Raw genomic sequence first — 25,579 nt, forward strand, 5'->3', positions numbered from 1 at the left:
GTGACGGTGTGACAACACGCAACGGGTTGCACAGAGCCTTACCTCGTAAATACGATATGATACTTCGTATCGATCTTGTCGCTACCAAGGCTTTGGTGCAACCATCTCACTGACCCTCAAGCTATCCATACTCATTTATGAACACTTCGGTGACATTCTGATCTGTTGCACGCCAACAAAGCTCTCTTTTGATTGTAGCATTTTTGCTTCAATCTTTCAAAGATTGTGAATATCTTTGTTGGTGTTTGTATTATACGAGGTGATAGTAATAGTATTTCTTTTTATTATTCCATTAATCGTTGGCTGAGAAAGATTTAAAACCTTTGCTATTTGATGTTGGGAATATCCTTGCTTATAGGCTTTGATTATATGTTTGTTTCTCTCTTTTTTATTAGTGTACTTTAAAAGCATTTTTTTTAATTTTTGTTCATTTAGTTCATTTGTTTTTATGTTTGATGCTTCTATCAGCATTGATGCCTTATTGAGCTCTATCAACACATCACTATCAGGTTTCATATATAAAAAATCTTTTATTTCATCCTTGTTATTGAAATTCTTATTTAGCCAGGAATCTTTTAAATATAATGGTATTTTGTTATTCAATATATAATAAGCACTTTGATAAGGATACTCTTCTATCTTATCGGTTATCTTTGCCTTTATGGGATTTTGCTCTATGTATTGTATAAGTGTATATAGATATGCCTCATTAGCAACATACCATGACTTAAATCTCCCTTGCCAAAGGTGACCTACTCTTTTATATTTTTTATTAAAATATATAGCATAATTCATATTGATCTGTCTCATAAATTTTGAAAGATTATTATCTTGTGCTTCCAGCAGAAGATGATAATGATTATCCATCAAGCAAAAACTATGTAAAATTATATTGAAACTTTTTAAATTGTCGCATAATAATTGTTCAAATTCTTTAAAGTCCTCATCATCAAAAAATACAACTCTTTGTTCTACCCCACGATTTATGACATGATAATAACCTGCTATATTAATCCTTGGTTTTCTTGGCATGAACTTTTTCCTTTACAGATATATGCAATATTATATATATTTTTTTCTTAAAAAATTATTACTATCACCTGACCCCTTTATTTACAAATATTTTTGATATAATATTATATGCAAAAAAATATAGGAAAGTGTCCATTTTGTGAAAATGGTAATATAATTCATAAAAAAATGAATGTAAAAGGTAGGCAGACCAATGTATTTACCTGTTCAAACGCCTCTTGGTACAGTGAAGATGGGGAATTGTTCGAGTTAAGCAAAGATTCTACCTGTTCATTTCGCATATGGGGCAACTCTTTACGAAGATGGGGAAAGAAACAAATAACTCCTAAAGAAGTCAAAATGCTACTTCAAGGAAAAGATGTAATAGTAAAGCTGTACAGTTTCTCAGCAAAAAAAGAGTACTTCAAATATATCACTTTGGATAAAGAATATGGCATATCGGTAATATGGGATATAAATATTGAAAGATAAAAATAGATACAATCTTATCATATATGGTAGCCTACTACATCCTGACGAACTGAGAAAACATCACATAGATATAAAAAAAGTAAAAACCGTCAAGGTAAAAGGATATAAAAGAGTCTTCAACCAACTCCCCTCCTGGAGAAAATCAAAAGGTATAAAAAAAGCGGTTATGAATATCATGGAAGATGAAAATAGTTGGTTCAATGCTTTAGTTATTATGGGTTTAAGCGAGGATTACATACAAGATTTGGATAAAAGAGAGATAGGCTACAACAGAGTAAATATAATCGACGGCAATGTCAGGGGATACAATGGAAAAGTTATAAAAAACTGTATAGTATACAAAGGTAAAACAGACAAACAAAGTGATGAGATATTGCCAAATCCGGATTATTATGACATTTGTAAAGACGGGGCTTTGTATCATGGAGATAAGTTTTTCAATGATTATCTAAAAACAACATATAAAAATGATTTAAAGGGAAATATAGTATTGATTTAAGAAGCATTCTAACTCAAACCGGCAGCGACCTACATTCCCAACCCCAGTAAGGGGCAGTATTATCGGCGATGAGAGTCTTAGCTTCCTGGTTCGAAATGGAACAGGGCGTTTCCCTCTCTCTATAGCCACCGGAATTGAGTTAAAGAAATGTTTGTTTAAAGCACTTCTTTAACTCAATTGGAGTTATATTTTTGAGTTATTTATATTGTCAATAGTCTTTTTCTTACTAATCATTTTATCTTTCTTTTCCTTGAAGCAAGCTACAATGAAAATTCATCTCACTAAAGCTTTGCCACTTGGCAAGAAATCATTTAAAGCTATACAGTTGCTTGTTAATTTACTTAACAAGAGAGTTGCGTCTTATTATTAGATAAGTCGAACGATCTATTAGTACTAGTCAGCTAAACGCATTACTGCGCTTACACACCTAGCCTATCAACCATGTAGTCTTCATGGGATCTTCAGGGAAGAGTAATCTTGGAGTTGGCTTCCCGCTTAGATGCTTTCAGCGGTTATCACATCCGAACATAGCTACCCAGCGGTGCCCTTGGCAGGACAACTGGTACACCAGTGGTTCGTTCACCCCGGTCCTCTCGTACTAGGGGTAACTCTCCTCACTCTTCCTGCGCCCACGGCAGATAGGGACCGAACTGTCTCACGACGTTCTGAACCCAGCTCGCGTACCGCTTTAAATGGCGAACAGCCATACCCTTGGGACCTGCTCCAGCCCCAGGATGCGATGAGCCGACATCGAGGTGCCAAACCTCCCCGTCGATGTGAGCTCTTGGGGGAGATCAGCCTGTTATCCCCGGGGTACCTTTTATCCTTTGAGCGATGGCCCTTCCACACAGAACCACCGGATCACTAAGACCGACTTTCGTCTCTGCTCGACGTGTATGTCTCACAGTCAGGCTGGCTTATGCCTTTATACTCTACTACCGATTTCCAACCGGTATGAGCCAACCTTTGCAAGCCTCCGTTACTTTTTAGGAGGCGACCGCCCCAGTCAAACTACCCACCAGACATTGTCCTCGTATAGGATAACTATACGGAGTTAGCTATCAGAATAAAGAAGAGTGGTATCTCAAGGACGGCTCACACGCAACTGGCGTCACGTGATCAAAGCCTCCCACCTATCCTGCACATCTTTATCCCGACAGCAGTGTCAAGCTGTAGTAAAGGTCCACGGGGTCTTTCCGTCTTGCCGCGGGTAGGAGGAATTTTCACCTCCACTACAATTTCACTGGATCTCTGGTCGAGACAGCTCCCATCTCGTTACGCCATTCATGCAGGTCGGTATTTAACCGACAAGGAATTTCGCTACCTTAGGACCGTTATAGTTACGGCCGCCGTTTACCGGGGCTTCAATCAAGAGCTTCGCCTTGCGGCTAACCCCATCATTTAACCTTCCGGCACCGGGCAGGCGTCACACCCTATACATCCTCTTACGAGTTAGCAGAGTGCTGTGTTTTTGGTAAACAGTCGGGAGGGACTCTTTGTTGTAACCTCATAAGGCTCGGGAGGCAAGCTCCTTCACCCGTAAGGCACACCTTATACCGAAGATACGGTGCTATTTTGCAGAGTTCCTTAACCAGAGTTCTTCCACGCGCCTTAGAATACTCATCTCACCCACCTGTGTTGGTTTACGGTACGGGCGACATATGATAAACTTAGAAGTTTTTCTTGGCTCGACGGCATCAACGATTCACCTTCAACTCCGAAGAGCGTCGGGTGCCTGTCGGGTCTCGGACTTGTGATACACGGATTTGCCTGTGTATCATCCTACACCCTTCGACCAACTATTCCATCAGTTGGCTCGTTTAGCCCTAAGCGTCACTCCATCGCGCTCATATGTCGGTATCGGAATATTAACCGATTTTCCATCGCCTACCCCTTTCGGACTCGGCTTAGGACCCGACTAACCCTACGATGACGAGCATAGCGTAGGAAACCTTGGGTTTTCGGCGAAGGGGATTCTCACCCCTTTTATCGCTACTCATGCCTGCATGCTCACTTCTATCCGCTCCAGCGCTCCTTACGGTACACCTTCAACGCTGAATAGAACGCTCTCCTACCGCTTGATATAAATATCAAACCTATAGCTTCGGTGCTTACTTTAGCCCCGTTATATTTTCCGTGCAAGATCGCTAGACCAGTGAGCTATTACGCTTTCTTTAAAGGATGGCTGCTTCTAAGCCAACCTCCTGGTTGTCTAAGCAATCTCACCTCGTTTTCCACTTAAGTAAGACTTTGGGACCTTAGCTGATAGTCTGGGCTGTTTCCCTTTCGACGACGCATTTTATCACCCGCCGCCTGACTGCCAAGATTACACATAGGGTATTCGGAGTTTGACAGGGTTTGGTACATTGGTGTATGCCCTAGCCCAATCAGTGCTCTACCCCCCTATGCTACGACTTGACGCTATACCTAAATATATTTCGGAGAGAACCAGCTATCACGAAGTTTGATTGGCCTTTCACCCCTATCCACAGCTCATCCGGTGAGTTTTCAACCTCAATCGGTTCGGTCCTCCACCGGTTCTTACACCGGCTTCAACCTGGCCATGGATAGATCACTTCGCTTCGGGTCTGCAGCATCTGACTTAACGCCCTATTAAGGCTCGCTTTCACTACGGCTTCGGGTTTCCTTAACCTCGCCAGATACCACAACTCGCAGGCTCATTATGCAAAAGGCAGTCCGTCACCCTGATAAATCATAGGGCTCCGAATGATTGTAAGCAAATGGTTTCAGGTTCTATTTCACTCCGCTCACTGCGGTTCTTTTCACCTTTCCCTCACGGTACTTGTTCGCTATCGATCTGTAAGTAGTATTTAGGGTTGGAAGGTGGTCCTCCCATGTTCAGTCAGAATATCACGTGTTCCGACCTACTCGTTCGTTAGCTTAGTTCCACACAAAAGTTTTCGTATACGGGACTATCACCCTCTATGGCCAACCTTTCCAGATTGTTCTACTAACCAATGTGCTAAAACTAACTGCCCTAATCCCATTTCGCTCGCCGCTACTTTGGGAATCTCAATTGATTTCTTTTCCTCCGGCTACTGAGATGTTTCACTTCACCGGGTTCGCTCCCTAAAAGGGTGACATGACTCGCGCCATGCCGGGTTGCCCCATTCGGAAATCTCCGTATCAAAGCCTCTTGGCGGCTCCACGAAGCTTATCGCAGCCTAGTACGTCCTTCATCGCCTCTTACAGTCAAGGCATCCACCATTTGCTCTTAGTAACTTACCTTCTAAGACGCAACTCTCTTGCTAAATAAATAACAAGAAAATTATTGGTTGTTTTTGCTTTAATTGTAGTATTTATTAAAAACGGAATTGTTTCAATAAAATACCTTTTGATAATTAGTTCTTTATAATAAAATAAAAAACTAAATTAGCAAGTTTTTAGACTATTAACAATATTAAATTAAATAACTTTAGACTAAAAAGTCTAATTTAAATACTTAGATAAAAGTACTTAAATCAGACTTCAGTGATGCACTGGTGGAGAATAGCGGGATCGAACCGCTGACCTCCTGCGTGCAAGGCAGGCGCTCTCCCAGCTGAGCTAATTCCCCAGATAATAAAGCTAAAAGCTCAAAGTAAAAAGTTTTTATTTGACTTTATGCTTTCAGCTGTTAGCTTGGTGCTATTTTCGGTTAGATTGTGCAAAGGTTTAAAATTTAGTGATTGAGCTTACATATTAGTAAGTGATTGAACTAAATTTTCAAGCTTTGTGCAATATCACCGAAAAGTGGTGGGCGTACCAGGACTTGAACCTGGGACCTCACCCTTATCAGGGGTGCACTCTAACCAGCTGAGCTATACGCCCCTCTTTATAAATGTCGACCTTTGAGAACCAATCAAGCGAACTTAGACTTCTTAGGTTTTCCGCCGAGTCAAGTGAATGACTCGGCCTATACTCTAGAAAGGAGGTGATCCAACCGCAGGTTCTCCTACGGTTACCTTGTTACGACTTCACCCCAGTTGCTAAACCCACCGTGGAGGGTAGCCGGTTTGGCTTCCCCGCTTCGGGTGAATTCAACTCCCATGGTGTGACGGGCGGTGAGTACAAGACCCGGGAACGTATTCACCGTGACATGGCTGATTCACGATTACTAGCGATTCCAGCTTCATGGAGTCGGGTTGCAGACTCCAATCCGAACTGAGAGAAGGTTTAAAGATTTGCTCCACCTCGCGGTATTGCGTCTTTTTGTCCTCCCCATTGTAGCACGTGTGTCGCCCTGGGCATAAGGGCCATGATGACTTGACGTCGTCCTCACCTTCCTCCCCCTTGCGAGGGCAGTCTCCTTAGAGTCCTCGGCCGAACCGTTAGTAACTAAGGACGAGGGTTGCGCTCGTTGCGGGACTTAACCCAACATCTCACGACACGAGCTGACGACAGCCGTGCAGCACCTGTCACCGAGTTCTAGTAAACTAGCACTCTCTTGTTTCCAAGAGATTCTCGGGATGTCAAGCCCAGGTAAGGTTCTTCGCGTATCTTCGAATTAAACCACATGCTCCACCGCTTGTGCGGGTCCCCGTCTATTCCTTTGAGTTTTAATCTTGCGACCGTACTCCCCAGGCGGTACACTTAATGCGTTAGCTGCATTACTGCCATGACTAGCATGGCAACAACTAGTGTACATCGTTTAGGGCGTGGACTACCAGGGTATCTAATCCTGTTTGCTCCCCACGCTTTCACGCCTCAGCGTCAGTAATGTCCCAGCAGATCGCCTTCGCAATCGGTATTCCTAGTGATCTCTACGGATTTTACCCCTACACCACTAATTCCATCTGCCTCTTCCATACTCTAGGTAAGCAGTTTCAAGAGCAGTTCTACAGTTAAGCTGTAGGCTTTCACCCCTGACTTGCAAACCAGCCTACGCGTCCTTTACGCCCAGTAATTCCGAGTAACGCTTGCACCCTCCGTATTACCGCGGCTGCTGGCACGGAGTTAGCCGGTGCTTATTCATCAGGTACCGTCAAAATTCTTCCCTGATAAAAGGAGTTTACACACCGAAATGCGTCATCCTCCACGCGGCGTTGCTGCATCAGGGTTTCCCCCATTGTGCAATATTCCCCACTGCTGCCTCCCGTAGGAGTCTGGACCGTGTCTCAGTTCCAGTGTGGCTGATCATCCTCTTAGACCAGCTACCCGTCATAGCCTTGGTGAGCCGTTACCTCACCAACAAGCTGATAGGATACAGCCCCATCCCGAAGCGAAAAACTTTCCCTCGCATACTTATGTATTAGAGGCATATGGGGTATTAGCAGTCGTTTCCAACTGTTGTCCCCCACTTCGGGGCAGGTTAGCTATACATTACTCACCCGTGCGCCACTCGTCAGCAGGAGCAAGCTCCTCTGTTACCGTTCGACTTGCATGTGTTAAGCACGCCGCCAGCGTTCACTCTGAGCCAGGATCAAACTCTCCATAAAAATGTTGAGTTTTAAATGATAGATAAATCTATCATTAAATATTTAAAATTAATTAAATGTTTTTTGGCTCAAGAATAAAAACTTACGTTTTTTGTCTTGACTTTATATATAAATATAATGAAGCCTAAGACGCTTGATTGATTCTCAAAGATCGACAATAATATGTTTTTAAATAACATGAAAAGATGACAAAAAAGCCTCTTTTTCAACACTCGTTCTCTCAAACAAGGACGAAATTATATAGCAAAGATGCTTAAAATACGCTTAATGTATGATAGAAAAATGATTGAATTTATAAAATATGAATATAGCCTGTCTGAGGCTCTATAGCTATAGTGATATTGTTGTCATCACAAGGGTTGTTTTTACACAATGCAATCTTGCATTGTGTTTTTAGGATTCTATCACTTTGGTATGGTTTTGTGCTGGTAGATAGATCTCCTACTATCGGCCTTCCAAGATAGTCAAATGCTATCCTTTTTGCCGTACTGCCACAATTGGAAAACTTTACATCTTCTATGCCATATGTTTCCCCAAGAGCCATAGTCTTATCTCTCCTTGCATCGTTTAAATGTAAAATACTGCCAAAGCCTCCGGAGAGATACATGTTTGGATTGGTTGGATTTATAGCAATATCATCGGCTATATTTGGGTGACCGTCATGGTTGAGAGTATCTGCAAAAATTGTATATGACCAAATTCCTGAAACTCCATCTACGGTATTTGCGAACAATAACTGCCATCTTTCCTTATACCAAAGTGCATTGTTATTGTCAAATTTATCATCGACCATGGCAAGATGTTTTGTGTATCTTAGTTGGGAAATTAATTTATCAGAAGCTTCCTGGAGTGAATCCCTACTAAACCTTGGAGCCATAGTAGCAGCCAAAATACCGACTACCACTATGACAAATACCAATTCCAGCATTGTAAAGGCATACTTGGCGGATTTGCAGCTATTATTCTTTTTGTAAAAAAATAAAAATCCGCCTTTTTGCACTTTTTTTCCTTATAGCAATATAGTAGTGAAGAAAACTTCACTACTATATTATATCATAAATTTTTCATATCTCTTCAGCGGTCTGCACATCATACAGTATATCATCCATAGGATGTCTATACATAGGCATAGCAAGTCTTTTTTCATCAAGGATATGACCGATGAAACCTATACTTCTACCCACAATGAAAAAGGCATTTAGCGTACCGCTTTCTATAAACTCATCTATCTCTTCTTCACTGTATCCCAAAGCTCTCCACATATCTACCATCAATATACCTATAGTTCCATCGACATTCAAGATAAGATTATCTTTCTTACTGGTTGTAAGCTGTTCAACCTCAAGGGCATAATTTAGGAGTGAAGTTGCGGGAAAATACTCTTTTGCAAACTTTTTAAGTCCCTCTACCCTTTTATCTGGATTTCTTAAAGATTTGATCCTGTGACCTATACCTGGGATTGGAATACCCTCTTTTTTCATATAATTCAAAAACTCTGCAGGAGTCATATTGTTATCGTTTGCGTATTTAAAGTATTTGGCAGCTCCGTCTATCGCTCCGCCAAATCTTGGACCGATTGTCAAAAGACCGGTAACCAATGCTTCAACTACAGACTTGCCTGCTCTGGCCGTTACTTTGGCATTGTGAGCACCACTGACAGCAGGACCGTGGTCTGCAACGGTTTTAAGAACTGTTTCTATAAAGTCACTGGCCCATCTTGGATACTGTTTTTTAAACCATAGAAGTGCTATGACATCTCCGACTGTCTTACCGGTATCAGGAGTGGCAACTGAACTGATGGGAAATCCCGCGTAAGTAGCTTCTTCGCCTCTGTCGTCACTGATAGTACAGATAAAATTCTTAGGTCTTCTATTGCTTGAGAAAGTTTTAACAACCGGCTCATCAATCTCGGATATAACTCCCTCATCTTTTAGTTTGTTATATACTGCATTGATGGTTTTTGGCAAATCATTGAAACTTTCAGGCACATAAAAACCGGCTTCTCTCATAGCGGCATTTTTTGCAACTGCTGTTTCTCTGTCAGCATTTGCACTCGCACCTGCATGGCCGAATTGAACTCCACTGCTGAAATGCTGTGCTATAGTTCCTATACACCAAGCTATGATAGGCTTTGTAATCTTTCCTGATTTGACTGCCTCTATGACTTTGTACTCTTCAGTACCACCAACTTCACCAAGAAGTATCATATACTTAACTTGGGGATTGCTTTCCATCCTTAAAAGATTGTCTATGAAGGTCGAACCGACAAATCTGTCGCCACCTATGGCAACGCCTTCCGCGATACCGTCTGCGTTGATAGATATGATATTGGACATTTCATTGAAAAGACCGCCGCTTCTTGTTACCAAACCGCAGCTTCCCGCTCTGTGAAGTTTGGAATTGATGATATTTTCTATGGTTCCACCGATATTTGCTATCTTGAAAGCTCCCGGTGCTATAGCCCCGACTGTTGCTGGTCCTATAACTGTTATACCGGCTTTTCTAGCGGCATTGTTCATAAATCTTGCCATTCTCTCAGGAATTCCCTCAGCCGTAACCATGATGGTTTTGAACTGACCTTCCAAACCTATGGCTTCCATAGTCACGTTGTAAGCTGTTCTAAAAGAACCGAAGTTTAGCAAAACATCAGCATTTGGAAAAGCTTTTGCGGCCTCCGGAGTTGATTTGAAAACCGGGACCATTATCTCATCATTACCGTAGAAGAATTTTTCAAACTTGTTATTGCTTGTAGGAGCTACTATGGCTGCAACCGATGGCTTTTCTCTATCTATTGTATAGTCATAATCAAGCATTCTTTGGATAGCGGTTTTATTGTTATTCCAAAATATCGCCTGTGTATCTTTTGTAAATAATGCACCCATTTTATTTCTCCTCCAATGCTATACGAACTATCTCTGTTACATGCGTTTCCGGACCGTAAACTTCTATATAAAGCCCCAGTCTGTCTGCTGCTTCTTTTATATCTTTTAAACCTTTTTTATAGTTTGGACCACCTCTTCTTACATATATCCTTGTTCCAACCTCTTTTAGCTTGTCTGCATATTTCTCGAGTGCCTGGATGATACCTGTAAAAGTTTTTGCAACATCTGTAAAGTTTGCTATGGCGCCGCCTATAATGAGTATCTTGTCTCTACCTTTTGGGTCTTTGTGTCTTGTCATGAGATCAAAAACCGTCTCGGCATAAAATCTTGTTTCATCAGTAGTAGGACCTCCGCTGTACTCTCCATAATTTGCCAAATCGCTTACATCGGTAAGATCGGCTATAGTATCGGCATATACCACACTGGCTCCGCCACCTGCTACCATAGTCCATACTCTACCCATAGGATTTAATATGGTAAGTTTCAAGCTAGCCCCACTTTTTGCATCAGCTTCAGCTATGGCTTCCTCTTCAGGGGATTTTTTATCCATACCAAAGGGTGTAGGAAATTCTATATTACCCCATTTTTCTTTCATCATGAATCCCGCGGTATCATCAAGTCTTGCAACAAGATCTAGGATATGCATATTGTTCTCTATCATAACAAGTGGATTGATCTCTAAGTATGCAAAATTCAAATCCCTGTAAAATTTATAAAACTGCTTTGCAAAAGTTATAAATACCTCTTTTTTATCTGCCGGGATATCCTGAGGAACATTTGCCCTTATAAGATGTTTTATATCCGTATCACTCAAATCTATGGGTATAACAGCTTCGGTTACTTTCTCTCCCCATCCTTCTTCAACTTCCATGCCCCCTTCGGCAGACATGTAAAGCACATCATTTTCACCTACGGTTGTAGCAGCTATATAATACTCTTGATCCTGAGAGTGAGGGGTAAAAGGCTCAACTATGAAGTGGGTTAAAAATCCCTCCTGTCCTGAAATCAAAAGAGTTTCATGGCTTCTTTTTTCATCTATCCATTTGGCTGCATCTTCAAGTGTAACATCACCCGGTTTATCGACTTTAAACAAAACCAGTCCGTTTTTACCTCTTTTGCCAAACAGCATATCAGGTTTTGCTACCAAAGGCTTTTGGTTTAGCCATTCAAATCCATGTTCTTTTGCCTTTTGGCGCAACTCATCACCACTACTTACAAGTACTGACTGAAAGCCGTATTCAAAACCGCTGAAGTAATCATTCCAGTGTTTTGAAAACAGTGCTTTGCCGTCATATTCGCGTATTGCTCTTTGAGCCATAACTGCTCCTTAATTTTAGTATATATTATATTGTGCGATTATACAATAATTAATAATAATTATTCAAATTTTCAATGAATTTTTGTAAAATTTTGACTTAATTGTGTAATTTTGAAACAAATACTTTAAATACAGGTTTTTTATAGTAACTTATCGTAACACTTTTGCTATTTTTTTCTTTTTTGTGGCTCAAGATATAATTGCCGCCACTCTTGATACCGTAAAACTTCAATCTAAGTGCTAAGTCATCATCGTAAGAGTTGATTTTATATATCCCTATGCTTTTCAACTTGAAAGAGAGCTCTTTTGCAAAATCATATCTATAGGTAAAATGTTTTTTTGGATTTGAAATCAACAAATAAAGAGGCTTGTTAAAATATATAAGTACAAAGTTAATTATCAGTGATATAAAAACTATACTAAAAATCAATTTGTGCCAATATCTAAGCTCCGGTATCCTCACTCTGTAACTTGATAAAAACGTTCTTACCATCAAAGGGGTTGCTATGATGGCAAATGGTGCAAAATCCTCCAGCCTTATCTTTTGCCTAAAAGAGAGAAGCAGTGAAAAGATAAATGCGACAAACGATATGAACCAAAGAATGTTTTTATCCTCTTTTATCAAAATCCTGTACTCAGTATAAAAAAAGTATAAAAAAACCAGCGGAGAGAAAATAGCACTGTAAACCGCCAAAGTCTCTACAAAATAATTTTTTGGCTTTCCACCGGTATCGAAACCCCATACATACATACTGATTCCAAAAAGTATAAGAGAAAAATACAGGAGAGTATTATCTTTTTTATAAAGCGAATAAAATATCAATGATAGATAAAATATAGAAAAAGAGTTATCCACCAAAAAAGAGAGTGATAAAACAAGATATGCGATAATATATTTTTCAATTTCATACAAATATATAAAAAGCAATGATAAAAATATCACTATCTCGGCACTGTTGACCAGGAGTGCCGCACTGTTGGTACCAGGAAGCAAGAGATAAACTATAACGCTAAAAACTCTGTCACTTTTTCTTTTTAGGTATTTTTTACTGACTTTATATAAAAGCGTGGTACTTAGTATATGAAACGCAACAAAAGGGATCCTCAAACCAAAGTCATTCTGCCCGAAAAGCGAAGTGGAAAATCTTACAAGATAGTGGGTAAATGAGGTGGATTTAAAGTATATAAGAGCCTCACCGTAACTTATACTTAAGGTTTTGATCCCATAAAGCAAAAACAATAAATGGATAAATAAAACAAAGCCTACTAAAAAAGCTTCGTTTTTGTAAATCCCATTTATCGACTCACGATTCACGACTTACAACTCACGATTTAATTTTCAAAAAATTGTCCAGTATCTTGTATCCGTGTTCACTCATGATGGATTCTGGATGGAACTGAACTCCGTAGATTTCCCTCCCTTCAACTTCCAAAGACATTATCTCATCATCATCTTTACTAAATGAGGTTACTTTTATGATATCTGGAACACTATTTTTTTCAACAACCAAAGAGTGATATCTTGTTGCCGTAAACTCTTTTGGCATGTCATTGTAAAGTTTTGTGCCATTTTCATTCATTATGATCGTAGAAGTTTTTCCATGCATCATATATTTTGCCCTTACTATCTTTGCACCAAAACTTTGAGCTATAGCTTGATGTCCAAGGCAGATACCCAGAATGGGAAGTTTATCTTTGAAGTAGGATACACACTCAAGTGAAACTCCAGCTTCATTTGGCGTTGCAGGTCCCGGAGATATAATAATCTTTTCAGGGTTTAATTTTTCTATCTCATTGACGCTCATTTCATCATTTCGTATAACTTTAAGATCCGCTCCAAGCTCCAGGCAATATTGTACTATATTGTAAGTGAAACTGTCATAATTATCTATCATCAAAATCATCAATAAACCTTTAATTCATTATACAAACTATCCCTTTCAACCGGTATAAATCCACTGTCTTTTATAAGATGTATAAATTCTCCCATTTGCATACCGTTAGCACTTTTTGCTCCTGCGGCTGAGTTTATGGACTCTTTCTCTATGGTTCCGTCAAGATCGTCTGCTCCAAATTCCTGAGCTATCAAAGCCAGATTTACCGTGGAAGTTACCCAGTAAGCTTTGATATGGGGTACATTGTCCAAAACAAGTCTTGAAATGGCATATGTTTTTAAAATCTCCTGGGAAGTCGGGAAATTTTCAACTTTAAGATAATTGTTTTCTCGTTGATACACCAAAGGTATAAAGGCATTGAACCCGCCTGTGACATCTTGGAGTTCTCTTATCCTCATCATATGATCTATCCTGTGGACTCTCTCTTCGATATGTCCAAAAAGCATAGTCACATTACTTTTTCTACCTCTTTCATGCCAAAGCCTGTGTATCTCAAACCAGTTATCTGAGCTTACTTTGCCTTTGCATATCTTTTCTCTTATCTCTTCGTCAAATATCTCCGCTCCGCCTCCTGGCATCGAGTCAACTCCGTTTTCTATCATAAGTTCTATCATCTCTTCATAACTAAGCCCATTTGATTCGCTTAAAAAATTTACCTCAGCTGCAGTCAAGGCTTTTATGTGAAGATCGGGATACAAATCTTTTATCTTTTTAAAAATACCTAGATACCACTCCATCCCAACCTTGTCGTTATGAGCTGATACGATATGCACCTCTTTTGCATTGTGACTTACGGCTTTATTTACAATATCAAGTATCTCTTCATGGCTCATGGTGTATGGGTTTGGGTTTTTCCTGTTGGCGGAAAATGCACAAAATTTGCATATATCTTTACACTCGTTTGTAGGATTTATATGCCTGTTCACATTGAAAAAACTTTTTTTACCATATAATGCTTCTCTTTTTTGACTTGCCAATTTTCCAAGCGCAAAAAGGTCCATATCATACAAAGCCAAAGCTTCATCAAAATCCAATCTTTCACCGTTTTTTATCTTGTCAGTAATTTTGTCCATCAATTCTCTTTAGATTTTTTCTTGGATTATACCAAAATTTAAAATATATATAGATATAATTCCTAATTATCTTACAAAAAGGACAAAAAATGCTTAGTAGATTTCATCTGCAAGAAAGAGGTACAGATGTCAAAACGGAGGCAAGAGCCGGTTTTACAACATTTTTAACAATGATGTATATAGTTCCGGTCAATGCTATTATCATGGGAAAAACCGGGATGGATATGGGTGCTATCATGACCGCAACTGCGCTTATAACTATCATAGCTACCGTACTAAATGGAATTTGGGCAAATACACCGATTGCCATGAGTGTCGGCATGGGGCTTAACGCATACTTTACTTTTGGACTTGTGCTTGGCATGAAGCTTCCATGGCAGACAGCTCTTGGTATAGTGTTTATCTCAGGAGCTTTGTTTATCATACTCTCTTTTACGAAGTTCAGGGTCTGGGTCATGCAAAGCGTTCCGACTGATCTAAGGAGAGCTATCAGTGCCGGTATCGGGGCTTTCATAGCTTTTATAGGCCTTAAACAGATGGGGATCATAGTTGCAAACAAGGCAACTCTCGTATCTCTTGGCAATCTTTCAGATCCAAATGTATTGCTTGGGATATTTGGACTTTTTGTAGCATTTGCATTTTTCAGTTGGAGGATAAAAGGAGCTTTTATACTTGCTATTTTAGCAACCTCCATTGTCGGATGGGCTTTTGGGATGGGAGAACTTCCAAAATCAGTTTTTTCAATGCCGGCTTCCATCTCTCCGATATTTTTAAAACTTGATATCATGGGCGCTCTTTCGCTTTCACTTTTGCCTGTGATCATTACATTTTTGATAACAGATATGTTCGATTCACTTGGAACATTGGCAGGTGTCGGATACAGAGCAGGACTTTTTAAAGATGACTCGAAAGAGCTTCAAAAAACTCTTGAAGTTGATGCGGTTGCCACAAGTGTGGGTGCGCTTCTTGGAGTTTCAACCACTACAAGTTTTATAGAGAGTGCAAGTGGTGTTGAAGAAGGCGGACGAACAGGACTGACTGCTGTTTTTACAGGTCTGTTTTTCATACTGACTCTTTTCATACTTCCTGTATTTCAGGCAATACCAGAAAATGCCATCTATCCTATACTTGTTATGGTAGGAGCCTTGATGTTTACTGAGTTGGAGCATATTAACTTCAAAGATATACCGACTTCCATAGCCGCTTTTATAACAACACTGATGATGCCTTTGACTTACTCCATAACAAACGGTTTGTCTCTTGGTTTTATAGCTTATCTTTTCTTACTTGTTATAAGAGGAGAGTTTGAGAGGATAAATATAGGAGTTATCTCTTTGGCGGTTATCGGCTCACTTGTCTTTATATTTCATTAGGAAATTTTATGATATTTTACGGTTATGACGAGTTTAGCAAAGATGTAGAGGTTATGGCAAAAGAGTTAAAAGAGTATGGCTGCGATGCGATCGTGGCCATAGCCAGAGGGGGAATGACTCTGGGTCATTTTTTGGCTGAGCATATGAGCATAAGAAACCTCTACTCGCTAAACTCCATCCACTATGACAATCAACAAAAACTTGAATACATAAAAGTTTACAATATACCAGATCTCTCAAAAGCAAAAAAAGTCGTCATAGTGGATGATATCATAGACAGTGGTGAAACCATGCACGAGATAACAAAACTTTTACAGGAGAGGTTTCCTTCGGTTGAATTTAAGAATGCAGCTATATTTTACAAACCTACTTCTATCATAAAGCCTGATTTTGCCGTCAAAGAGGCTAAAGGATGGATAGAATTCTTTTGGTCAAAAGCGGAGAATTGATAATTTGCAGGACAAATTAAGATATAAAATCGAGGATTTGATCTCAAAAAATGCCGATGACTTTGAGATTTCAAAAGAGATAAAAAACAGTATCAAAGAGTACCTTGAGAGTGTAGGAGAGATTTTTAAAGAGTCTCAAGGCAAGGATTTTCTTGTTAAACATACTAAAAAAATCGATGAATTCATAGAAATTGCCTACAAATATATCTTAAGAAAATATTTTGGTGATTATCTTCCTTTTCAAAGTCAAATCCCCATAGCCATAACCGCTCTTGGAAGTTACGGAAGAGAACAGCTTTGTATCTACTCCGATATCGATATCATGATCATATATGATGAAACAAAAGGATACAATCTTGATGAAATCATATCCTCTTTACTTCATATATTTTGGGATGCGGGCTTGAAACTGGGTCATAGAACGCACAAAGTAGAAGATATATTTGAAGCTTCCAAACAAGATATAACCATAAAAACAGCCATGATAGAAGCCAGGTTTTTATGTGGTTCAAAAATAACATGGATGAAAGCTTCAAGTGAGCTTGATAAAATACGAAAATATAAACAAAAAGAGTTTATACTCGAACTTAGAGAATTCAACAGACAAAGATACAAAAAATATCAACTCAATATGGAGCCCAATATAAAAGACGGAGTGGGAGGACTAAGGGACGCCAACTCTCTTTTTTGGATAGCAAATGTCCTTCACAATGTAAAAAATACAAAAGAGTTGATACCAAGATATATAAGCGATAGTGAGCATAAAGAGTTTCGAATGGCACTGGAGTTTTTATACAGAGTGCGTTCAGCCTTGCATATAAGCTCAAAAAGAAAAAATGATACGCTTAACCTGCAAAATATCCCTGAAGTTGCAAAACTTTTGGGTTTTAAAGACAACAGGTTCAAATCGGCACAAAATCAACTTATTTTTCATACATTACACTCCTTGTGGACTATAAAAACGACTTCCAAACTCCTTATCAAAAAGTTGACAAAATCCATACTGTTTGATAAAAACAATATAAAAAAATTGAAAAACTCATACTTCGCCGACCATATATACATGTGTGATAAAACGGTATATACGACACTAAAAAGAAAAGGTGATACTTATATCGATATCCTGAAACTCAGCCTGAGTCTCATGGATGATAATCTTGATTTTGATATCAGTTATATAAACTATCTTAAAAAAACGAAGCTTGTCGATAAAACTTCAAAAAAGGCATACAGACTGAAAAAAGAGATTTTCTACAAAAAGTATCTGTATGCTACTTTTTATGCACTTTATCAGGCAAATATGCTTCAAGAGATATTTACCCCTTTTAAAAAGGTCATCAACCTTCCACAGTTTGACGGGTATCATAAATATCCCGTTGACATCCACTCTATCTATGCGCTCTATCACTTGGAAAACATAGAAGATAAATTAATAAAAGAGTTGTTCGTGAGCCTGGGTACAGATGAACAGGCACTTTTGAGACTTGTGATATTTTTCCATGATGTGGGCAAAGGAAGGAAAAAAGATCACAGGATCATCGGTGTTACCATACTAAAGCATCAGGCAAAAAAACTTAACTTTCCGGATAAACTTATAGAGATGGGTGCAACTCTTGTAAGGTATCATACAGATATGAGCAATACCGCAAGCAGAGAAGATATATACAGTGAAAAAGTCATACTCTCTTTTGTATCAAAGCTAAAAGATAAAAAAATCCTCAAAATGCTGTACATACTTACATACTGCGATATGAAAGCGGTAAATCCAAAGATTTACTCACCTTTTTTTGCCTCACTTTTAAAAGAGTTGTACTTCATATCTCTCGATGCTTTCGAAAAAGAGGAACTGATAGATGAAACATCAAGAAGACTAAGAAAAGAAAATAGCCTTAAAAAAAGAGACGACTTTACAAGCCTGCCAAAAACTTTACAAAAAGAGATACTCTCGATTAATTCAAATATATTTTTTATAAAACACAACTCTTCACAAATCATACAGATATCCAAGTGGGCCAAAGAGCTACATGATAAAGAGTATGACTACAAGATAGATACAACTTCTCATCTAAGCATCTCAATCATCCGAAAAAATGAGTTGAATCTGGGCTATATGCTCGGTAAATTAAGCTCACTCAATGTTGCAAGCATGGATATATTTAAACTTTTTGACGAGATAAAGTATTTTAAGATAGATTTCCTGGAAAATATCGATAAAGATGAGATATTTTACATAAAAGAAATCATTAAAAACTCTTTTGATATGAATAAGCATATCTCATACAAAATGCCTGTTATCTTTGAAAAGGAACTGCTCTTTGATTGCAATCACTCAAAAACTTATGCTAAAATGGCACTTCACACAAAAGATCAAAAAGCTATCATAGCTCATATAGTTTCCATATTTGACAGTTTTGGAGTCGATATAGCAACAGCAAAGATACAAACCATCAAACATAGAACACACAATCTTTTTTTGATAGAGAAAAACGGAAAATTTTGTGATAATTTAGATAAAATAAGAGATAAAATCATAGGAATAGACAAATGTGCGGAATAGTCGGATACATAGGAGAAAAAGAAAAAAAGCAAATCATACTCGAAGGTCTTAAAGAGCTTGAGTACAGAGGATATGACAGTGCGGGCTTAGCTGTGCTAAGCGGTGATGATATAGTTCATTTTAAAGCTGTAGGCAAACTGAAAAACCTGGAAGTTAAGACAAAAGATTTTAAAAGTGAAGGCTTTGGGCTTGCCATAGGTCATACAAGATGGGCAACACATGGCAAACCAAATGAGATAAACGCCCATCCCCACTATGGCAAATACTCTTATGTCATACATAACGGCATCATAGAAAATCATCAGGAGTTAAAAAAAGAGCTTCAAGAAAAAGGATATGATTTTTTATCCCAAACGGATAGTGAAGTCATAGTTCATCTTTTTGAAATGTATATAGATGAAGGAAACGAGCCCTTTATAGCGTTTGAAAAAACCATACAAAAACTAAAAGGTGCTTACGCTACACTCCTTATAAGCAAGGCAGATAAAGAGAAGATATTTTTTGCCAAAAACTTGGTACCTCTCATAGTAGGCAAAAATGATAAAGATGAGATATTTTTCAGCTCAAGCGACGCTCCTTTGATAGGAAATGCAACTGAAGTCATCTATCTACATGATAAATCCTACGGGGAAGCCAAAAAAGGTATGATAACTTTATATAAAGATGGCATAAAGCAAAAATTGGAATTTAAAAAACTCTCCATTTCAAAACTTTCCGCCCAAAAAGAGGGATACAGGTTTTTTATGGAAAAGGAGATATACGAACAAAGTGCGGTTGCAAGCGAAACTTTGATGAGCAGAGTCCAAAAAGATGAAATAATACTTGATGAGATAGAAGATAATTTTTTTGATGACATAAATGAGATAAAGATATGCGCATGTGGTACAAGTTACCATGCCGCACTTGCATCTTCATATCTTTTCGAGAGAGTTTCAAAGATAAAGTGCAGTGTCGAGATAGCAAGTGAGTTTAGATACAAAGAGCCACTTTTGCAAAAAGATACACTTTTTATAGTCATTTCTCAAAGTGGAGAGACAGCGGATACTCTTCAGGCTCTAAAAATGGCAAAAAACGCGGGGCTCAAAACTTTAGCGGTTTGCAATGTAGATAACTCTTCGATAGTAAGGATAAGTGATAAAACTCTTCTTACAAGAGCCGGTATAGAAAAAGGGGTGGCAAGCACCAAAGCATTTACCACTCAACTTATAGTCCTTTGGATGCTCTCCTTGAAACTAGTACTTTTAAAGGGCAACTTAATAGAAGAGATGGTACAAAGTGAGATAGAAACTCTACTAAAAGTTCCATCAGTCTTAAAAGTTGATGATAAAATCCATGAAAAGATAAGACGGCTTTCAAAAAGATACCTTCATGGACACGGCTTTTTCTTTATAGGAAGAGATCTTTTCTTTCCTCTTGCACTTGAGGGGGCTTTAAAACTAAAAGAGATAAGTTATCTGCATGCTGAGGGATATCCGGCTGGCGAGATGAAACATGGTCCTATCGCTTTGGCTGACAGTGAACTTTTTACGGTTGCACTGATGCCTAAGACTTTGCTTTACGATAAAGTAAAAAGCAATGTTGAAGAGTTAAGTGCCAGAGATGCCACGATACTTGCCTTAAGCCCGCTTGAGTTCGATATAGCCGATGACTTTATAAAAACCAAAGGATATGACCATCCTATGCTGGAATTTTTCGAAATGAGTGTTATAGTTCAACTTTTGGCACTTGAGATATCTGTAAGGCTTGGAAACGATGTAGATATGCCAAGGAATTTGGCTAAGAGCGTAACTGTTGAATGAAAAATTAAAAATTAAAAATTAAAAGTATTGTGAAAAATAGCGCTGCTTGTACAAGAAGTAGATATAAAAATAATTTTTTATATATAGACAACAAACTTGTTGTGATATACATACTTAAAAACCACAAAGGAGTTTTGAGTATAATTATATGGGCTTTAAACTCAAGTAATTTTAACACCATTCCATCCAACAAACTTCCAAGTCCAAACAAGTGCAAGATAAGCTCCAACGGATAAAACAGAACAAATATCATAGACAAAAAAGGTGAAAGAAGTTGAGATAAAGCAAATGTGGGAAATACATAGTGTACAACCGGCTGCATCAGCAAATAGACCCAAAAGTTGAGTGCTACAAATATCTGCCATGCTTTAAGATACTCAAAATATCGCAAAAATAAAAATATATAAAACACTCCGCTTACCGAAAACCAAAAGGCTATGCTAAAAAGGAGTTCAGGAAAGAATGCCAAAAGTATCAAAATCGTCAAAAAAAGAGTTTGAAAAGATAAAACATTGATATATCTTATATAAAAAATGTATCCTACAACCATCATCACATAAGCTCTTAGAAGTGAGGGGACAAAACCAAGAAGATAGAGATAGAAAAATAGTAGTATCGATGAAATTATAATAAGATCCAACATTCTGTTTCTGTATGGGAAAAATCTGTCCTGGAAAAATTTATATATCGGAGTCAGGATCAAAAATATCAAAAAAGACAATATGCCAAGATGAAATCCGCTGATAGCTATAAGATGGGATATGCCAAGCAGTGCTACTTGTTTACGCAAATCCTTATCTATCTTTTTTCCCAAAAACAAAGCCGTAAAAATTTCTTTTGTAACTTTGTTGTCGTGCTGTGATGAGATAAAATTTTCTAACTTCTTTTTTACATCGTTACTTTTATTTGATAAAACCTTTATATGATAAACGGGTAGAAAAGCTCCTTTTAAATATTTGTAAAAAGTAAGTTTTTTGGTATAAATTTTACAAGTTATCAATTTATCCCGTAGATTTGGAAGATTTTTTTGCCAGGTAACTCCAAAAAAGTCAATGCCGTTTTTCATTTTTAAATGTAGTAACTTATAAACTTTTCCTGATTTGCTCCTTTTTTGGTAAATTGCCGTAACTTTCAGGGTTGTTTGATAATATTTGGATGAAGTCAGTTTTTTAAAACTTTGATAGTATGAAAAAAGATTGATAAAAAATAAAAAAACTAAAAGCAGAGCAATGATAAAAAAATGTTTTTTATCAAGCTCAAGTTTCTCCAAGTCATATTCCCGAAGGTATCTCTATCTTTGCCTCTTTTACATCCTCATAAACTACCTCAAGAGGCATTGTACTCTTATCAACAAACCTCGTACAACTCTTTTGAAAAACAAGATCCGCTACCCCAACAGGACCGTTTCTGTTTTTTCCTATGATGATCTCGGCATCTTCTTCGGGTTTGGCAAAAAAGTTACTTTTATACTCTTTTCCTTCATTTCTCGCTTTCATCTCTTTTTCTTTTTCTTCTCTTACCCTATACACATCGTCACGGTAAACAAAAAGTATAAGATCGGCATCCTGCTCTATCGCTCCACTCTCTCTTAAGTCGCTTAACATCGGTCTTTTATCGCTTCTGCTCTCAAGACTTCTGTTAAGCTGAGAAAGCGCGATAATAGGCATATTCAGCTCTCTTGCAAGCAGTTTCAAACCTCTACTTATCTCTGAAACTTCCAAGTGTCTATCTTTGCTGCCACTTGAACTCATAAGTTGAAGGTAGTCTATTATGGCCAAAGATATCTCTGGGTGATTGGTTTTTAATTTTCTAAGTTTACTTCTTACATGGTGTATATCGACTAGGCCGTTATCATCGACAAAGAGTTTGGATTTGCTCATCTCATCCATAGCACTTGAAAGTCTTGAAAATTCATCATCGCTCAAATCCCCTATCTTTAACTTTTGTAGCGATATGGAAGTGATGGAGCTTAACATCCTGAGCATCAACTGCTCTGAAGGCATCTCGAGTGAAAATATAGCTACTCCAAGCTTGTCTTTGAGAGCTTTTTCTGCCAAATTCAGAGCAAAACTGGTCTTTCCCATGGCAGGTCTTGCAGCTATGATGATAAGATCGCCCTCTCCAAAACCTGCGGTTAATTCATTTAACTTTCTAAAACCGGTATCGACTCCAACCACTCCCTGGTTTCCTCTTTTTTTCATCTCTTCTATATGCTTAAGAGTTGATTCGACAATTTCAGGTGAATCTCTAAAGTCGCTACTGTTTGCTTCTTCTGTTATCTTGTAGAGTTTTTGCTGTATCAAATCCACCACATCGTTTGAGGGCATATCTTTTTCTACGGCAACCTCTTTTATATCACTTGTTAAAGATAAAAGTTCTCTTTTTATGGCTTTGTCTTTTATCTCTTCGATGTAGGCTGAAGTATTGGAAAGCGGGTTTGATGAAAGGATTTCAAGAAACGCTTCTTCATCGAAACTGTTTTTTTGATGAAGTTTTTTCTTTAAAAACTCTTCATCTATGGGTTTTTCCTCTCTTTCACACTCAAGCATAGCTTCAAAAAGATATCTGTGAAAAGGAAGATAAAAATCTTTTGGACTTAGTCTTTCAGCGACACTCTCAAAAGTATTGGGATCAAATATAATGGAACTTAAAACCGCTTTTTCAAGGTTTACACTGTTTAGCGTATCAACCATCATCCATCTCCTTTGCGGCAAGTTCAACCTCTTTTACAAATCTTTCAACCAAATCTTTTTCACTTAGTTTTGCTACTATTTCGCCTTTTTTTATGATAAGACCGCTTCCTTTTCCGTAAGCTATGGCGACATCGGCACTTTTTGCCTCACCTAGTGCATTGACCGCACATCCCATAACAGAAACATTCAATGGAGTTTTGATATGTCCTAGCCTCTCTTCAACTTCTGCTACGGCCTTTACGAGATTTGCTTCAATCCTACCGCAAGTAGGGCATGAGATGATATTTAGTCCCTCTTTGGCTACGCCGCTGTCTTTTAAAATGGCTCTTGCAACTTCAACTTCTTTTTCAAGCTCGCCCGTGATAGATACTCTCATGGTATCACCTATACCCTCAAGCAAAAGAGTACCAAGAGCTATGGAAGACTTTATGGTAGAGTGAAAAAGAGTACCGGCTTCAGTAACTCCTAAATGAAACGGACAGTCAGTCAAGGGTCTTAACGCCCTGTATGCTTCAACTGTCCTTTCGACATCGCTGGCTTTTAGTGAAACTTTAAAGTTGGTAAATCCCAAATCCTCGAGATATTTTATATTGTAAAGAGCGGATTCGACCATGCCTTTTGCACTTTGACCATACCTGTTTTCAAACTGCTCCTCAAGACTTCCGGAGTTCACCCCTATCCTTATGGGGATATTTCTATCTTTACAAGCTTTTACAACTTCACTGACTCTTTTTTTATCCCCTATATTTCCCGGGTTTATCCTGATGGCATCTACCCATTTGGCTGCAATCAAAGCAAATCTGTAGTTAAAGTGTATATCAGCTACTACCGGGAGTGAACTTCTTTTTGTTATCTCCTCCAAAGCATAAGCATCCTCATAGTCAGGAACCGCAACTCTTACTATATCGCACCCCGCAAAATGAAGCCTTTTTATCTGCTCCAAAGTAGCCTCTACATCAGCAGTCTTGGAAAATGTCATAGACTGAACTGACACGGGAGCATCCCCACCTATGGCAACATCACCTATAAAAATCTGACTTGTTTTATATCTTTTTATCATTTATAACTTTTCTTTCTATGTAAAATTCTACCTATAAAGATAGTATCATCTTTGACATCAAAAAGCACTCTATAGTCCCCTACTCTCAATCTATAAGCAGGCTCAAAATTTGTCAATTTTTTTATATTACTTACATTTGGAAAATCTTTTAAAGATAGAATTTTATTTTCTATACTTGTCCTCAATTTCTTATCCATTGATCTTAAGTCTTTAATAGCACTTTTTCTAATACTAATTTTCATTTTTTAAATAATCTTCAAAAGATATACATTCATCATTCCTGGTTTTTTTTAATAATTTCAAATCTTCCAAATCCTCTTTAGAAACTATCTCTACACCATCATGCTTAAAATGCTCTATCAACCACTTAATTTTTTCAAATATAGTGTCATTTTTGACATTTATGACGATTGATTTCATATCTTACCTCACTTTTATATTTCTATAATACTCTCAACTATAGCTAAAACTTCCTCAAGAGTTTCTTTTTTGACTTTTTCTACAAATTTTATATTTCTCGAGTTGTAATCTATAGATTTTAATTGCTCTACCATGATATAGCCGGTTAATTTTTTACTATCCAATTTCACATGAAAAGGAAAGTCTCTTTTTGTATTTGTGATAGGACAGGCATAAGATAAACCCAAATGACGGTTAAATACTTTATTACTGACTATAAGAGCAGGTCTTCGACCTTTTTGTTCATGACCACTTTGAGGATCAAAACTCAAGATGACAATATCGCCGATTTGCGGAATGTATCTTTCTACCACTCTTCATTCCCGCTTTTAGAGCCAAATTCCTCATAAGGACGGTAATCATTTGGTATATTTTTTACCAATTCATTTATATCATACTTTTTTCTTTTTCGAGTTAAGGGTTTAATGATAACTCTATCCTTTTGTGTTGTTATCTCAACTTTATCTCCTATGGATAACTCTAACTCTTCTATGATATTTTTTGGAAATCTAAGTCCTTGCGAATTTCCCCATTTAGAGATAGTAGCTATCATAAAAACTCCTTTATATGTATATCCAAAG

General features: G+C 38.0%; 20 protein-coding genes, 2 tRNA genes and 3 rRNA genes. 6 read left to right on the forward strand and 19 right to left on the reverse strand.

The genetic code is table 11. The features are described 5' to 3' along the window. Nucleotides 1–216: 216 nt before the first annotated feature. The gene (locus ACZ47B_RS06115; RefSeq protein WP_464893656.1) at nucleotides 217–1,032 is read right to left on the reverse strand and encodes a transposase; all 816 of its coding nucleotides are present in this window, start codon (nucleotides 1,030–1,032) and stop codon (nucleotides 217–219) included. A gap of 108 nt (nucleotides 1,033–1,140) precedes the next feature. Between ACZ47B_RS06115 and ACZ47B_RS06120 the strand changes: the two genes are divergently transcribed. Together ACZ47B_RS06120 and ACZ47B_RS06125 are read left to right on the forward strand one after the other, a co-directional pair. After that, nucleotides 1,141–1,503 (forward strand): hypothetical protein, encoded by a 363-nt coding sequence (locus ACZ47B_RS06120; RefSeq protein WP_464893657.1) that lies wholly within the window; start codon nucleotides 1,141–1,143, stop codon nucleotides 1,501–1,503. Further along, the gene (locus ACZ47B_RS06125) at nucleotides 1,493–2,002 is read left to right on the forward strand and encodes a hypothetical protein (protein WP_464893658.1); all 510 of its coding nucleotides are present in this window, start codon (nucleotides 1,493–1,495) and stop codon (nucleotides 2,000–2,002) included. Before ACZ47B_RS06120 ends, ACZ47B_RS06125 begins: the two co-directional genes overlap by 11 nt. Nucleotides 2,003–2,018: 16 nt before the next feature. Here ACZ47B_RS06125 and rrf read toward each other — a convergent pair. The 11 genes from rrf to mqnE form a co-directional block, all read right to left on the reverse strand. Then, nucleotides 2,019–2,135 (reverse strand): 5S ribosomal RNA (gene rrf / locus ACZ47B_RS06130). Between the two features lie 233 nt (nucleotides 2,136–2,368). Further along, nucleotides 2,369–5,251, reverse strand: a 23S ribosomal RNA gene (locus ACZ47B_RS06135). Between the two features lie 252 nt (nucleotides 5,252–5,503). Then, nucleotides 5,504–5,579, reverse strand: a tRNA-Ala gene (locus ACZ47B_RS06140). 177 nt (nucleotides 5,580–5,756) lie between these two features. Next, nucleotides 5,757–5,833: transfer RNA gene (locus ACZ47B_RS06145), tRNA-Ile, on the reverse strand. A gap of 96 nt (nucleotides 5,834–5,929) precedes the next feature. Beyond that, a 16S ribosomal RNA gene (locus ACZ47B_RS06150) occupies nucleotides 5,930–7,440 on the reverse strand. The 16S, 23S and 5S rRNA genes sit together here with 2 tRNA genes alongside, the layout of an rRNA operon. Nucleotides 7,441–7,732: 292 nt before the next feature. Then, entirely contained in the window at nucleotides 7,733–8,440 is a 708-nt protein-coding gene (locus ACZ47B_RS06155) for a pilus assembly FimT family protein (protein ID WP_464893659.1), read from the reverse strand. Between the two features lie 64 nt (nucleotides 8,441–8,504). Then, nucleotides 8,505–10,322, reverse strand: a complete 1,818-nt coding sequence (locus ACZ47B_RS06160; protein ID WP_464893660.1) for a citrate/2-methylcitrate synthase — start codon at nucleotides 10,320–10,322, stop codon at nucleotides 8,505–8,507. 1 nt (nucleotide 10,323) lies between these two features. Further along, entirely contained in the window at nucleotides 10,324–11,640 is a 1,317-nt protein-coding gene (locus ACZ47B_RS06165; RefSeq protein ID WP_464893661.1) for an ATP citrate lyase citrate-binding domain-containing protein, read from the reverse strand. Between the two features lie 97 nt (nucleotides 11,641–11,737). Beyond that, a complete protein-coding gene (locus tag ACZ47B_RS06170) occupies nucleotides 11,738–12,955 on the reverse strand; it encodes a glycosyltransferase family 39 protein (RefSeq protein ID WP_464893662.1) in 1,218 nt (405 codons plus the stop codon). 10 nt (nucleotides 12,956–12,965) lie between these two features. Further along, nucleotides 12,966–13,544, reverse strand: coding sequence for an anthranilate synthase component II (locus ACZ47B_RS06175; RefSeq protein WP_464893663.1), 579 nt, complete (start codon nucleotides 13,542–13,544; stop codon nucleotides 12,966–12,968). Further along, the gene (gene mqnE, locus ACZ47B_RS06180) at nucleotides 13,544–14,608 is read right to left on the reverse strand and encodes an aminofutalosine synthase MqnE (RefSeq protein ID WP_464893664.1); all 1,065 of its coding nucleotides are present in this window, start codon (nucleotides 14,606–14,608) and stop codon (nucleotides 13,544–13,546) included. Before mqnE ends, ACZ47B_RS06175 begins: the two co-directional genes overlap by 1 nt. Before the next feature lie 89 nt (nucleotides 14,609–14,697). Here mqnE and ACZ47B_RS06185 point away from each other — a divergent pair, with 89 nt between their 5' ends. The 4 genes from ACZ47B_RS06185 to glmS are packed head-to-tail and all read left to right on the forward strand — an operon-like array spanning nucleotide 14,698 to nucleotide 20,786. Continuing rightward, entirely contained in the window at nucleotides 14,698–15,981 is a 1,284-nt protein-coding gene (locus ACZ47B_RS06185; RefSeq protein ID WP_464893665.1) for an NCS2 family permease, read from the forward strand. A gap of 8 nt (nucleotides 15,982–15,989) precedes the next feature. Beyond that, nucleotides 15,990–16,430, forward strand: a complete 441-nt coding sequence (locus ACZ47B_RS06190; RefSeq protein WP_464893666.1) for a phosphoribosyltransferase — start codon at nucleotides 15,990–15,992, stop codon at nucleotides 16,428–16,430. 4 nt (nucleotides 16,431–16,434) lie between these two features. After that, nucleotides 16,435–18,987 carry a [protein-PII] uridylyltransferase family protein gene (locus tag ACZ47B_RS06195; protein ID WP_464893667.1) on the forward strand — a complete coding sequence of 851 codons (2,553 nt, stop codon included), beginning with the start codon at nucleotides 16,435–16,437 and terminating at the stop codon, nucleotides 18,985–18,987. Then, complete coding sequence (gene glmS / locus ACZ47B_RS06200) at nucleotides 18,975–20,786, forward strand: glutamine--fructose-6-phosphate transaminase (isomerizing) (RefSeq protein WP_464893668.1); 1,812 nt, start codon at nucleotides 18,975–18,977, stop codon at nucleotides 20,784–20,786. The genes ACZ47B_RS06195 and glmS overlap by 13 nt, the downstream gene beginning before the upstream one ends. 4 nt (nucleotides 20,787–20,790) lie before the next feature. Here glmS and ACZ47B_RS06205 read toward each other — a convergent pair whose 3' ends face one another. From ACZ47B_RS06205 to ACZ47B_RS06235, 7 genes are read right to left on the reverse strand one after another with little or no spacing between them, the layout of a single operon-like run. After that, nucleotides 20,791–22,056: a ComEC/Rec2 family competence protein gene (locus ACZ47B_RS06205; protein WP_464893669.1), complete on the reverse strand. Its 1,266-nt coding sequence runs from the start codon at nucleotides 22,054–22,056 to the stop codon at nucleotides 20,791–20,793. A gap of 1 nt (nucleotide 22,057) precedes the next feature. Beyond that, the gene (locus ACZ47B_RS06210; protein WP_464895711.1) at nucleotides 22,058–23,479 is read right to left on the reverse strand and encodes a replicative DNA helicase; all 1,422 of its coding nucleotides are present in this window, start codon (nucleotides 23,477–23,479) and stop codon (nucleotides 22,058–22,060) included. Further along, nucleotides 23,472–24,539: a flavodoxin-dependent (E)-4-hydroxy-3-methylbut-2-enyl-diphosphate synthase gene (gene ispG, locus ACZ47B_RS06215; protein WP_464893670.1), complete on the reverse strand. Its 1,068-nt coding sequence runs from the start codon at nucleotides 24,537–24,539 to the stop codon at nucleotides 23,472–23,474. The genes ACZ47B_RS06210 and ispG overlap by 8 nt, the downstream gene beginning before the upstream one ends. Then, nucleotides 24,536–24,736 carry a type II toxin-antitoxin system RelE family toxin gene (locus ACZ47B_RS06220; RefSeq protein ID WP_464893671.1) on the reverse strand — a complete coding sequence of 67 codons (201 nt, stop codon included), beginning with the start codon at nucleotides 24,734–24,736 and terminating at the stop codon, nucleotides 24,536–24,538. The genes ispG and ACZ47B_RS06220 overlap by 4 nt, the downstream gene beginning before the upstream one ends. Nucleotides 24,737–24,770: 34 nt before the next feature. Next, nucleotides 24,771–24,959, reverse strand: a complete 189-nt coding sequence (locus ACZ47B_RS06225; protein WP_464893672.1) for a hypothetical protein — start codon at nucleotides 24,957–24,959, stop codon at nucleotides 24,771–24,773. Nucleotides 24,960–24,973: 14 nt separating this feature from the next. Continuing rightward, nucleotides 24,974–25,312: a type II toxin-antitoxin system PemK/MazF family toxin gene (locus ACZ47B_RS06230; RefSeq protein ID WP_464893673.1), complete on the reverse strand. Its 339-nt coding sequence runs from the start codon at nucleotides 25,310–25,312 to the stop codon at nucleotides 24,974–24,976. Beyond that, nucleotides 25,306–25,551, reverse strand: a complete 246-nt coding sequence (locus ACZ47B_RS06235; RefSeq protein WP_464893674.1) for an AbrB/MazE/SpoVT family DNA-binding domain-containing protein — start codon at nucleotides 25,549–25,551, stop codon at nucleotides 25,306–25,308. The genes ACZ47B_RS06230 and ACZ47B_RS06235 overlap by 7 nt, the downstream gene beginning before the upstream one ends. Nucleotides 25,552–25,579 lie beyond the last annotated feature (28 nt).

It is taken from the genome of Thiofractor thiocamini (genome assembly GCF_055384375.1).